Origin of the sequence: Sphingobacterium sp. PCS056 (assembly GCF_023273895.1) — a bacterium.
In the GTDB taxonomy this organism is placed as follows: domain Bacteria; phylum Bacteroidota; class Bacteroidia; order Sphingobacteriales; family Sphingobacteriaceae; genus Sphingobacterium.
Genome location: NZ_CP096883.1, coordinates 3815330 through 3829136, shown reverse-complemented (window position 1 = coordinate 3829136; position 13807 = coordinate 3815330). Strand labels below are relative to the sequence as shown.

The window sequence follows — 13807 nt, the reverse complement described above, 5'->3', positions numbered from 1 at the left end:
TCTTATTTGACATAAGCCAATCTAAAGTTTTACAATATTTGGCCATAATATTATAAATATGTAATCTCCAATTTGGATTAGCTTTGCACATCAGTATATGAAAAAACTATTTGCCATATTCCTCTCAATTGTTTATTTAGTGTTGTTTTCGGGCTTTGCTAAACAGGTGCATTTGTGCAAAGGAACTTTAAGTAAGCAAGTAAGTTTGACAAATATAACGCCTGATTCCAGACTACCTTGTCCGCTATGTATAGCTAAAGAAAGGGGACTAAGCAAAAAGAAGAAGAACTGTTGCAAAATAGATATTCAACTATTAAAAACAGACAAAGCTTCAAGTAACCAGGGGGGATTTGATTTTTCTATTAAAGTGTTGGGTGAGGCGATTCCCAATAGAATATGGGGTACTGTTTTCGATAAATTATCGGTCTTTCATGTTCCTAATTTTCCGATATATTCGTCTTCCAAAATTTCACTCAGCTCTAATCCTTTATATATCTTCCATTGTCTATATAGAATATAGTAAGGTTAAGTATTGAATTCGATTTTGACCATAGCCGATTATTCGGAAGATGGCAACCATTCTTTATATTAACTTTTTAAATTCTTGTCTATGAATCTTAAATTCATGGCATCAATATGTTTGATATTTGCAGTCAACACGACAGGTTTTGCTCAAATATTAAATTTATCTGATGCACTGCAACGCGCAGTAGATTATCATGATAAAATAAAATCAAAACAATCTTTTGTTCAGTCAACAGTACAAAATACACGATTTCAAAACAAGCAATATTTTCCGGATGTGACTTTTGGAGCCCAGCAAAGCTATGGGACTATCAATGCACAAAATGGCCCGCTGTATGCTTACGGAGGTTTGGCTTCTGCGGCCACTTCGATGCCATTGGCTGAGCAAAATTGGAACGCTGCTTTTGGGGCTTTGTATTTTGCAAATGTCAATTGGAATATATTCACTTTTGGTAAAAAAACACAGCAGGTCGCTCTTGCCAGTTCAAAAGAAAAAGTTGCAACGGCAGATGTCGATCAGATTATTTTTGAACATCAGATCAAAGTAGCTGCCGCCTATCTCAATGTTTTAGCTAGTCAACGGATCAGATTTGTCCAGGGTAAAAATACCGAACGCGCCCAAGTGTTCTTCGAAATGACAAGCAGTAGAGCCGCCAGTGGTTTGATTCCTCAGGTGGATCTGTCGCTAGCAAAAGCAGAAGTTTCCCATGCTAGATCTCTTGAAATAAAATCGTACGATAAAGAGCTATCATATTCAAAACACCTTGCCGTACTGTTGAATGAAGAATTTCAAACATATCAGTTGGATAGTATATTTAATACAACTGTACCGTATATATCTGGCGATACAATTCAAAAGCGTGCGGCCAATCATCCTTTATTAACTTGGCATCAGCGCAAGATCGATGAAAGTGAACAGTCTGAAAAGTATATGCATAGCCAAAAAATGCCAACTGTCAATATTGTTGGTGTGATACAGGGAAGAGGTTCAGGTTTTGATTGGAACTATATCCAAGATCAAACGGCCTATTCGTCTTCCTACTTTAAAGGAACGGGAATTCAACGCAGTAATTTTTTGATTGGTGGTACATTAAGCTGGAATTTGACTAATATCTTTCGTTATGATAGTAAAGTTAAAGAACAACAATTTCAGACCCAATCTTTAAAACAGGATTATTCATTGATGGAGAAGGAACTGAGTGCACAGACAGAATTAGCGAAAGTGCAATTTCAAAATGCGGTGGATAATCTGGCGGAAACCAAAGTACAACTTACAGCTGCTCAGCTAGCACATCGACAACATACTGCATTGTATAAAAATGGACTAACTCCTTTAGTTGATTTTACTCAAGCATTGTACAGTCTAAATCGAGCAGAGATTGATTATGAGATTGCTCAAAATAATGTTTGGCAAGCGATGTTATTGCTCGCATCCGCTCAGGGTGACATTTCTATACTTTTAAAAGCAACTCAATACTAATTTTTTTACAGATGAATTTAATCAGATTTGCACTTCGCAAACCAATTTCCATTATGGTTATGGTATTGGGGCTTTTATTCTTCGGGATACGAGCTGCAAAAGAAATACAGGTAGATATTCTACCCGAGATGAACCTACCTGTTGTCTATGTAGCGCATTCATTTAATGGGTATACTCCGCAGCAGATGGAGGGCTATTTTACTAAAATGTATGTCAATATGATGCTTTTTACAAATGGTATAAAAAGTATTGAAACAAAAAATACACAAGGTTTGACCTTAATGAAGGTCAATTTTTACGAAGGAACTGAAATGGGTGAAGCGATCGCACAGCTGACTGCATTATCCAACCGTTCACAAGTGTTTTTGCCTCATGGTGCTCCGCCACCCTTTATTATTCGATTTGATGCCTCTTCTCAGCCGGTGGGGCAATTGGTGTTTCGAAGTGAAACGAAAACGAATAATCAGCTACAGGACATCGCCAATTTTACTGCTCGTCCTTTTCTAATTGCTATACCGGGATTAACCACAGCACCACCATTTGGAGGTAGTCCACGTACTATTGAAATTAATATTGATCCTAATAAATTACGCGTTCATCAGCTCTCACCAGAACAGATCGTGGAAATTATCAGTCGTCAAAATATTACCTCTCCATCTGGAAACGTGTATATAGATGATATCAACTATCTGACGCCGACCAACAATACATTAAAAACAGTTGAGGAGTTTGGTGATATCCCACTATTCAAAGGACAAGTCGATAATGTATACTTGAGAGATGTGGCAACAGTTAAGGATGGTGCCGACATCACTGCAGGATACGCTTTAATAGATGGTAAACGTTCGGTTTATATCAATGTTGCTAAATCGGGGAAAGCATCTACATATGATGTTGTACAAAATCTTAAAAAGGTCATTCCTGATATTCAAAAAAATCTACCAGATGATGTCACCATCTCCTACGAATTTGATCAATCCGTATACGTCATCAATGCGGTGAAAAGTTTGATCATAGAGGGGGTATTGGGTGCCTTGTTAACAGGTTTAATGGTCATTTTATTTTTAAGAGATAAGCGGGCAGCTTTGATTGTTATTTTAACCATTCCAATATCGATTATTTCTGGTGTTTTATTTCTTAAATTATTTGGACAGACTATCAATATCATGAGTCTGTCTGGGTTGGCATTGGCGATTGGTATTTTGGTTGATGAGAGCACGGTAACGATCGAAAATATTCATCAGCACTTTGCCATGGGAAAAACAAAAGCAAGAGCGATCTGGGATGCATGTATGGAGATAGCTTTTCCAAAATTACTGATATTACTTTGTATTCTTGCTGTATTTGCCCCTGCATTGGTTATGACTGGGATACCTGGTTCATTGTTTATGCCATTGGCACTTTCGATTGGTTTATCTATGATTATATCATATCTCATGTCACAGACTTTTGTTCCTATCATGGCTAATTGGATTATGAAAAATAATCATGGGACAGGTGGGGAGAGTAAAGAGAAAGCTTTTGATCGATTTAAAGATCGCTACTCCAATCTGCTAAAAAGGTTAATGGAATATAAAAGGTTGATCGTTTCTTTTAGCCTGGTGCTTATTCTTGCTTTGGCAGCTATCATGTATCAGTTTACAGGCAAAGATGTCCTTCCGAATGTAAACTCGAGCCAGTTTCAAGTTAGGATAACAGCACCTGAGGGAACGAGAATTGAAAAAACGGAAGAAAAAGTAAAGGCGGTATTGCAGCAGCTGAATAACTTGATCGGCAAAGATAAAATAGCAATTTCGTCGGCTTACATAGGGTTGCACCCATCTTCTTTTGCTGTAAGTCCTATTTATCTTTACAATGCTGGTCCACATGAAGCTTTACTTCAGGTAGCATTAAAAGATTTTAAAGGAAATTCGGACGTCCTAAAAGATGAAATAAGAGCTCATCTTAAAAAAACAATGCCAGAACTTAAATTATCATTTGAACCGATCGAACTGACAGAGAAAATTTTAAGTCAAGGTGCAAATACAGCTATTGAGATTCGTATCTCGGGCATGATCAAGAAGATGAATGCTATGTCTGCCAATAAATTGATGATGAAGCTGAAAGAATTGGATTATTTACGTGATATCAAAATACCACAATCTATGAATTATCCGGCTTTAGAAATTAATATTGACAGAAATAGGGCTGCACAGTTGGGCTTAGATGCTCAGGATATTTCCAGATCATTGGTCGCCAGTACAGCCTCTTCTCGCTATACGAGTAAAAATATGTGGGTTGGGGGTATGATGGGAATTGCTTACGATGTACAGGTACAGATGCCACAAAATATGCTCAATAGCCAAGATGAGTTGGCTAATATTCCCTTGTCAAAAAATGCTGATAGACCAGTTTTAGGTGATGTGGCTACTATAACAGCTGTCAAAACATTAGGAGAAAGCTACAATTTGGGAACGATGGGCTATACCACAGTAACAGCCAATGTCCATCAGACAGATTTAGGTCGGGCCCAAAAAGATGTACAGGCTGCGATTGATTCTTTAGGCGAATTGCCCAAAGGTGTCACTGTTCAAGTGGCTGGTATGGCTCCAGTTTTAGATAATACAATGAAGAGCCTGTCAGGTGGATTATTGATCGCTATTGTTGTTATCTTTCTCATGCTAACAGCAAATTTTCAATCATTCAAAGTTTCATTAACCATTTTGACAACTGTGCCATTCGTGATATTTGGTTCTCTGCTGTTGCTGAAATTAACAGGATCTACGATCAATATGCAATCTTATATGGGTATCATCATGGCGATAGGAGTTTCGATTTCCAATGCCGTGTTACTGATCAGTAATGCAGAAACCTTGCGATTAGAAAACAAAAATGCTTTTCAGTCTGCGATTACAGCAACAGGGTTGCGCATTAGACCCATTATTATGACTACGCTAGCAATGACAGCAGGTATGTTGCCCATGGCGATCGGTTTTGGCGAAGGTGGTGATCAAGTTTCACCTTTGGGTAGAGCTATAATAGGCGGATTGGTGGCATCTACATTTTCGGTACTGATCATCCTCCCACTGGTATTTGCTTGGGTAATGGGCAAAAGTAAGATTCAGTCACCATCGCTAGATCCTGAAGATGAGAATAGTATCCATTTTAATAATTAGAAAACAGAAAAAATGAAAAACTTAATTTATATAGCGCTGCTAGCGTCCGTATTTATTTTTACAGGTTGTGCCTATTCCGAGAAAGAACCTAAAGAGGAAAAGAACATGGAAAAGGAAGCTGCCATGATGAACCCTTTTGAAACTATTGCTGTTCAAAAAACCAATCCTTTGGTCATCTTAAAATTAGCGGGTGAATTGTTGCCAGATCAGAGTACTGAGCTGTTTGCCAAAGTAAACAGTTATGTTAAAAATATACGAGTTGATATTGGTGATCGAGTTGTCGCGGGACAGGTTTTGATGACTTTAGAAGCTCTAGAAATCCAATCTCAAGTCGCTACAGCTAAAGCCAAACTTAAGGCACAACGAGCGGTATACTTGGCTACTTTGGCGACCTATGATCGTATGGTTAACGCTAATCAAACCGAAGGTGCTATTGCACAGGATGCTATGGATCAGATTGCTGCACGAAAGTTGTCGGATCAGGCACAATTGGCAGCAGCAGAATCTGCTTATAGTGAAATTAAAAATATAGACGATTATTTGGTGATCCGTGCTCCATTCAACGGTATAATTACAGATCGAAATGTCGATCTAGGTGCATATGTTGGCCCCATGGGTAAATCGCCTTTATTGGTCGTGCAGAACAATCAAAAATTGAGACTTAATATTTCTATTCCTGAAGCTAATACACCTTTTATCAAGCTTGGTGATACCATTCAATTTTATGTCAGATCACAGCCTCAGCATAAATATTTTGCTCAAATAAGCCGTAAATCGGGTAGTCTAGATCTTAAGTTGCGATCAGAAAAAGTAGAAGCAGATTTTATAAATACAAATCATGTATTGAAGCCTTTTATGATTGCAGAAACTCAGATCCCACTGCAAAATAGCGAAGCGACATTCTTTGTTTCCAAATCTGCTATAGTTGATAGTAATATGGGGATGTATGTGATCGCTGTTGAAGCGGGCAAGGCCAAGAAAATACCTATCAGTAAAGGTCGGGTAATGTCCGATCGGGTAGAGGTAGTCGGTGACTTAACTGAAAATGATGTGATCCTTAAATTGGGTAATGAAGAAATACAGGAGGGTACACCCATTCCAAATAAATAAATTAATGAATAACATGATCAAACAATTCAATAAAATTACGATGGTGGTCTTTGCTACCATCGTATTCATATCTTGTAATAATAATGCGCCAAAGGAGAGTGGTGCAATTGGCGGTGAACCATTTCAAAAAGAGCTTGCTGATCATAAAGTGATCGCTACTTCCAGGCCGAAAAAAGGGGATCAAGTCTCTAATAATTTGGTCTGTATGGTCAATGATGAGTATATGGGCAAGCAACAGCTGGAGGTCCCTTTTGAAGGGAAGATGTATTATGGCTGTTGCGAAATGTGCAAAGAACGCATTCCTAATGATGCAAAAGTGCGCATGGCAATTGATCCATATAGCTTAAAAAAGGTAGATAAGGCTACTGCATACATTGTCTTGATCGGCAATCAAGATGAAGTTGCTTACTTTGAAAGTAAACATAATTATGACGCATTTCTAAGATCGGCGCAATAAAAGAAGTTCAAGTAGATAAAAGTTCTTGTCGGTTGCTACTCAGCTGATAAGAACTTTTTTAAGTTGATCTTCAAATTTCTGAACAGGAAATATGTGTTTGACGCGGGTAAATCAAGATAGATTTACACTTGATCATAACCAGGCCTTATTGTTTTATAACCCATATTATAATAATTTCCAATGCTTAGTTATTTTATACCATCTATACTAGAAATATTTTACCTTGTTATTTTTTAGAAAAATTAAATATTTTTCACATTAAAACTTTTTGTTATTAGATATGTTAAAAAAGAATCATAAATTGCTTTTAAATTTTTAGACATAGCTTTTAATGACTTGATCGAGAATAGGTTTGGGATAGGAGTAGTTGTGCTTTTCGATTTTTTAATAAGTAGAATATTCAAGGTAATTAACTCAAAATAGAGCAATGAACAATCCGCCTTTACCCCATAATGAATCGGAGCGACTTCGTGCATTACACGAGTATGAAATATTAGATACAGAGATAGAAGAAGACTTTGATCGCATTACAACGATAGCTTCTTTGGTTTGTGGAGCACCGATTTCACTTATATCATTGATTGACAAAGACAGGCAGTGGTTTAAATCCAGAGTTGGGCTCGATGTGCAAGAAACGTCACGTAACTTAGCATTTTGCAGATATGTTATTACTGGAGATAATTTTTTGGAGGTTTATGATGCTACGGAGGATGAACGTTTTAAAGAAAATGAACTCGTCACGGCTGATCCGCATATCCGTTATTATGCCGGATTTCCTTTAATAGATCCCAATGGCTATGCTTTAGGTACATTGTGTGTAATCGATACAATCCCTAGGATGCTTAATGATGATCAAAAGAAAGCACTTTCACTCTTACGTGATGAGGCAATGGCCCTTATTGTCAACAGAAAAGAAAAAGAAAGTTATAAGGAAAGTGAGCAAAAGTTAAAAGCTTTTTTTGATAATTCTCAGGGGCTGATGTGTACACATGATCTGGAAGGTAATATGCTCACTGTGAATGATGCAGGTGCGGCGATTCTTGGTTATTCCAGATCTGAAATTGAAAACATGTCCTTGTTTGATATTATTCCACAAGAAGCACATCAAAATTTGATAGGCTATCTTCATGAGATTGTTCAAAAAGGTACGGTAAAGGGTGAAATGCGCACTGCTACAAAATCGGGAGAATTGCGTATTTGGCTTTTCAATAATATTCTGCAAAATAAGGGTGAGAAGAACCCCTATATTATAGGTAATGCTGTTGATGTCACCGAGCGACATTATTTAGAGAAGGATTTAAAGCAAACGCAAGCTATGCTGGCTAGGACCGGAAGAGTCGCTCGTATAGGAGGTTGGGAATATAGTCTTTTGAGTAAAGAATTATCTTGGTCCGAAATAACGAAAGAAATACACGAGGTACCTACCAATTATCAACCAGATATTGATAAAGCTCTGGAATTTTATAAAGCTAATGAGAGTCGAGAGAAAATTCTTGAAGCTATTCAAAAAGCAATTTCCAAAGGAGAATCTTGGGATCTGGAATTAGAAATAATTACATTTAAAGGTGTCGAATTGTGGGTGAGAGCGCTTGGCTATGCCGAATTTGAGCAGGGAACTTGTATCCGCATATATGGGACTTTTCAAGATATTGATAAACGTAAGCGGATTGAAGCAGAATCTGCTAAATCAAAAAAATTGCTCGAAGATGTGTTGGAAGCGACTTCAGCTGTTGGTATTATTTCAACCGATACCCAAGGTATAATTACGCTATTTAATAAAGGAGCAGAAAATATACTAGGCTATCATAGTGAAGAAATAATCGGAAAATTGAGTCCGGTAATTTTTCATAAAGAAGGTGAAATTGTATCTCGTGCAAAGGAACTTGAAGAAGAATTAGGTTTCGAGGTGAAGGGGTTTCGTGCTCTTGTCGAAAAACCCGAAATTTATGGAGCAGAGCAAAGGGAGTGGACCTATATTAGAAAAGACGGATCTTCATTGTATGTTTCTTTAGCGGTTACAGCTATCCGGGATATCGCTGGAATTATCATTGGATATCTGTGTATAGCAACTGATATTAGCAAAATCATTAATCAAAGGGAAGAATTAGAACGAGCTAAACTTCTTGCTGAGCAGGCCAATATAGCGAAATCAGAGTTTTTAGCCAATATGAGTCATGAAATCCGAACGCCCTTAAATGGAATTATAGGATTTACAGATCTGATGACCAGAACAGAATTGGATCACACTCAAAAAGGCTACTTAGCAATAGTTGATCAGTCTGCTAATCTTTTATTAAGTATTATCAATGATATTCTAGATTTTTCAAAGATTGAAGCTGGAAAGTTGGAATTAGATATTGAAAGAAGTGAACTTTATGAGCTGCTGGAGCAAGTGACTAGTTTTCTGAATTTTCAGATGGAGTCAAAAAAACTGGAATTAAATTTAAATGTATCTCCAGATGTTCCGCATTATGTTTGGATTGATTCTTTACGTATTAAACAAGTACTGATGAATCTTCTGAGCAATGCGACTAAATTTACGGAAAAAGGAACAATCGAATTGAGTGTAGAAGTTTTATTTCATGATGATCAGTTTTCAACCCTTCGTTTTGGTGTTCGGGACACTGGAATCGGTATAAAAGTCGATAAGCAAGAAAAGATCTTTGACGCATTTTCGCAAGAAGATACTTCCACTACCAAGCGCTATGGCGGAACAGGTTTGGGTCTTACCATATCAAATAAGTTACTGAATATGATGGGTAGCAAACTGCAATTAGAAAGTACTTATGGTGTCGGCAGCTTATTCTTTTTTGATATTACACTTCGATCATTGGAAGGCGAATCACAAGATTGGAAGAATTTAGATCAAATTAAAAATGTTCTGGTTGTTGACAGCGACCAAGCGAGTAGATTAACATTAGTTCAGAAGTTAAAGCTTAAACAGATCAATGTATTTCATGCGAACAATGGATTTGAAGTGTTGCAACTATTGATGGCAGGAAATCGTTACGACGTTATTATCATCGATGATAAAATACCCATTATGGGTGGGATCGAAACAATTAAAAAGATAAGAGAGAAATTGATTTATTCTGACCTAGATCAACCTATTATTTTAGTATTTGATGATTTTAAAGACGATATAGGCAAGATTTGTGAAGAGCTCGATTTACATCATTGGATGATTAAACCTATACTGTTTGAAAATTTGTTTAAAACCTTGTCAGAAGTGCAGCTTATGGCACAGAGTCAAGGAACAACTTTGTTAAAAAAGGAAAGTGTTCATAAATACAATTTTAAAGTGCTCATTGTTGAAGATAATGAATTTAATATGCTTTTAACAGCTACACTTGTTCGAAATATCCTACCAAATGCTGAAATTTTAGAAGCAATAGATGGTTTTATGGGTTTAAAACTTTTTAAAGAAAATCATATAGATTTAATCTTGATGGACATTCAAATGCCAGAAATGAATGGATACGAAGTAACTCAGGAAATAAGAAATCAAGAAACGGGCATACAGATACCAATAATTGCTTTAACGGCAGGAAATGTGAAGGGTGAAAAAGATAAATGTTTGGCAGTAGGCATGAATGATTTTGTTGTGAAGCCAGTTATTGAACAAACATTGCGAGAAATTATTGGTAAATGGCTTAAACAATAGTTATCGTATCAAAACTTATATATTTTATTGATCTCAAGTATGGTGAGATAATAGCTAATTGCAACATTTTGGATGGATTTGAAAATTATAGGACAGGACTGTCTAAAGAAGGATAAATATTCTTGTACTTTGCGGTAAATCTATCAAAATTATTGAAACCAATATCATCCATGAGAAAGATTATTTCTTTGCAACGCGTCTGATTAAAGATCGAACTGATATCAATGTCAATTTTAGTAAATGTAGAAAAGAGATAACATTGAAGATTCTAAAAGAACTACATATGCTGTGATCATCCGTATCGCGTAATCATTAATTGATGCCGGTCGATCACATCATAATCATCCATCGTATAAAAAATATGATGCGGTATAATGTTATTAAATATTGAATCGCTTTCTATAGTTAGTAGGATTTTCTCCCGTGAATTTTTTGAAAAGCCTATTAAAATAGGAAACATTTTCAAATCCGAGTTGAAAGGAAATTTCTTGAATACTATATTTTTCGAGCAACATCATGAGCTGAGCTTTTTCTATTTTTTTTTGGTTTATGTACGTTATTGGTGTGCCATTAAATTGCTTCTTGAAAAGACGTATAAAGTGATCCTTGGTCAAGCAAGAAATTTCAGCCAATTGAGAAATGCGAATAGAACAATGGATATGGTTATGAATATAATCTATCACCTTTGACATCCTTTTATCTACGTGCGGCAATTTTTCTGTCGCATAGGTATAAAAGCGAGCTATCAATAGCTGGATTATAGCATGACTTTCAAGATCAATAGCGTGTGAAGTGTTTGCCTGTACAGCGATATTTCTTATCAATTCATTAGCATTGTCGTAAGCATCAGGATCATATATGGATAATTCTCGTTCAGGATTTATAGCAATTAAACGTTCTATTAGGCTTAATAGGAGAGGATCACCTTGTATCTCAACAGGAAAAGACATTTGGTCAAACAGACTGGATGTATTTTCTAACTTCTCATAAATATGAATATAATATAGTTCAAGCTCACCACTACATTCATAACTATGAGTTGTGTATGAGGGGGTCAAATAAAGGCAATCTTCTTTAAGTTGATATTTTGTATTTCCAGTATGCAGCCAAGCTGTTCCGCTCCTGACCCAATGAATGCGTGTAAAGGGGCTACTGACGTTTTTCCAATTCCAATCAGCATCATGCTTTGCGTAGCCAATATTTAATAGAATAAAATCAAATTGTTGTCTTTCGTTTTTCAAGTGTTGTGTTTTCCTCTTCTTGCTTAAATAATAAAAGCAGATATAATATACTTTGTTTAGATGGATACTTTGATATAAAGATATATTATTTTCAATAAACATTAAAAGTCGATATTGTGCTATTCTTTATCGATAACGTTATCAAGTCTAATCAATAATACTACTAATTTTGAATGTATTCAAGATAAACCATTATAGACCGGATGTATGCTGTTCATATTCAGCAAAGTCCTTTCGATTATATTTTATTAAAATATTTTTTCTATGGACAGAAGAACTGTAATTAAGATTTTAGGAACTGCGATACCTACATTATATCTGAGCACGCCTATTTCTGCAATAGGGAATTGGGGGAAAGTGCCATTTAAAGCAGATTGGACATCGTTGGAAAAATATCGTGTGCCTGAATGGTTCCGAGATGCCAAGTTTGGTATATGGGCACACTGGGGCCCTCAATGTCATCCGGAACGAGGTGATTGGTATGCGCGCGGAATGTATCAAGAAGGATCTGATCAGTATCATTATCATATCGAAAAATATGGGCATCCATCAGTTTTTGGGTTTAAAGATGTTATCCATGAATGGAAAGCAGAGAAATGGAATCCAGAATCCTTAATGGATTTATATAAAAATACGGGAGCTCAATATTTTATGGCATTAGCTAATCATCATGATAACTTAGACCTGTACAAGAGTACAAACCATAAGTGGAATAGTGTACATGTTGGACCTAAAAAAGATATTGTTCAAGGCTGGGCCAAAGCTGCAAAGAAAAGAGGACTTAAATTTGGTGTCAGTGTTCACGCTGCACATGCCTGGACATGGTATGAAACGGCACAACGCGCTGATAAAAAAGGCCAATATAAAGGAGTACCTTATGATGGTCATCTAACCCAGGCTGACGGTAAAGGTAAATGGTGGGAGGGATATGATCCGCAGGAACTGTATGCTCAAAACCATCCGCTCAGTAGAGACAGTGAGCAGGATCATAGCATACATCAACAATGGCATTGGGATGTCGACTCCGGAGTTAGTATTCCTTCAAAGGCATATTGCGAAAATTTTAGAGATAGAACTTTCGAGCTGATCGATAATTATCATCCCGATATTGTTTATTTCGATGATACTGCGTTGCCACTTTGGCCTATCAGCAACGTTGGATTGGATATTGCAGCTCATTATTATAATAAAAGTGCCAAGGAAAATAACGGTAAGGTTGAAGTGGTAATCAATGGTAAGATCTTAGACGAGCAACAACGTAAGTGTATGGTTTGGGATATTGAACGTGGGCAAAGTAATAAAATTGAACCACTGCCTTGGCAAACCTGCACTTGTATTGGAGCATGGCATTATGACCGTCGCATTTATGATAATAATCTTTATAAATCTGCAAAAACTATCTTACATATGCTGATCGATGTGGTCAGCAAAAATGGTAACTTGCTATTGAGTGTTCCGTTGCGTGGAGATGGATCCCTTGACGATAAAGCGCAGTTTGTAGTTGAAGGCATTTCATCATGGATGAAGGTTAACTCAGAAGCTATAATAGGAACTAGACCTTGGCATATTTTTGGCGAAGGACCAGCGCTAGAGCATGCTCCCGAATTGCATGCACAGGGTTTTAATGAGGGGAAAGGGAAACCTTTGACAAGTGAAGATTTTAGATTTACAACAAAAAAAGACACCATTTACGTCATGAGAATGGGGAGGTCCGATAAGCAGACGGTTACAGTTGCATCTTTAGCTAAAAATGCTCCCAATGCCAAAGTGATCATAAATGTCACAATATTGGGGTACAAGGGTTCTGTGCAATTTAAGCAGGATCATCATGGCCTAGTGGTTGAAATGCCAACAGATTTGATCCAAGATGAAAATGCAACAGTCTTAAAAATTTCTTAAATAAATATCATCAGGAAATGAGTGGATCAAATTTCCTGATGATATGCTAAAGTAATAGTGTTGATTAATTCTTTATCCTCCTTCGATATTAAAAGTAGTTCCCTCTCTTCGACTTCTTGGTCGATATAAAGTTGCGATGACCTCCCTCCTGTAAAGCTATTTCCATATGTTATCCACCTACTTTCTAGCGCAAATTATAAGATTTGCATTCTCCCTTTTAACCCATATAGTACACGTTAAAAATACCCTCAGTAACGAAATCTTCAAATCGACAAA

General features: G+C 36.7%; 8 protein-coding genes. 7 read left to right on the top strand and 1 reads right to left on the bottom strand.

Features of this window, described 5'->3' with window-relative positions; all coding sequences use genetic code 11:
• Positions 1 to 97: 97 nt before the first annotated feature.
• The 6 genes from MUB18_RS22045 to MUB18_RS15995 all read left to right on the top strand — a co-directional run bounded on the left by MUB18_RS22045 (position 98) and on the right by MUB18_RS15995 (position 10391).
• Entirely contained in the window at positions 98 to 520 is a 423-nt protein-coding gene (locus tag MUB18_RS22045) for an HYC_CC_PP family protein (RefSeq protein ID WP_411028104.1), read from the top strand.
• A 90-nt stretch (positions 521 to 610) separates the two neighbouring features.
• On the top strand, positions 611 to 2005 hold the full coding sequence (locus tag MUB18_RS16015) for a TolC family protein (RefSeq protein ID WP_248753826.1): 1395 nt from the start codon (positions 611 to 613) through the stop codon (positions 2003 to 2005).
• An 11-nt stretch (positions 2006 to 2016) separates the two neighbouring features.
• The gene (locus MUB18_RS16010) at positions 2017 to 5160 is read left to right on the top strand and encodes an efflux RND transporter permease subunit (RefSeq protein WP_248753825.1); all 3144 of its coding nucleotides are present in this window, start codon (positions 2017 to 2019) and stop codon (positions 5158 to 5160) included.
• A gap of 12 nt (positions 5161 to 5172) precedes the next feature.
• Positions 5173 to 6270: an efflux RND transporter periplasmic adaptor subunit gene (locus MUB18_RS16005; RefSeq protein WP_248753824.1), complete on the top strand. Its 1098-nt coding sequence runs from the start codon at positions 5173 to 5175 to the stop codon at positions 6268 to 6270.
• 13 nt (positions 6271 to 6283) lie between these two features.
• The gene (locus MUB18_RS16000; protein WP_248753823.1) at positions 6284 to 6727 is read left to right on the top strand and encodes a hypothetical protein; all 444 of its coding nucleotides are present in this window, start codon (positions 6284 to 6286) and stop codon (positions 6725 to 6727) included.
• A gap of 427 nt (positions 6728 to 7154) precedes the next feature.
• Complete coding sequence (locus MUB18_RS15995; protein WP_248753822.1) at positions 7155 to 10391, top strand: PAS domain S-box protein; 3237 nt, start codon at positions 7155 to 7157, stop codon at positions 10389 to 10391.
• Positions 10392 to 10771: 380 nt separating this feature from the next.
• Here MUB18_RS15995 and MUB18_RS15990 read toward each other — a convergent pair whose 3' ends face one another.
• Complete coding sequence (locus tag MUB18_RS15990; RefSeq protein ID WP_248753821.1) at positions 10772 to 11632, bottom strand: helix-turn-helix domain-containing protein; 861 nt, start codon at positions 11630 to 11632, stop codon at positions 10772 to 10774.
• 264 nt (positions 11633 to 11896) lie between these two features.
• Here MUB18_RS15990 and MUB18_RS15985 point away from each other — a divergent pair, with 264 nt between their 5' ends.
• Positions 11897 to 13531, top strand: a complete 1635-nt coding sequence (locus MUB18_RS15985; RefSeq protein ID WP_248753820.1) for an alpha-L-fucosidase — start codon at positions 11897 to 11899, stop codon at positions 13529 to 13531.
• Positions 13532 to 13807 lie beyond the last annotated feature (276 nt).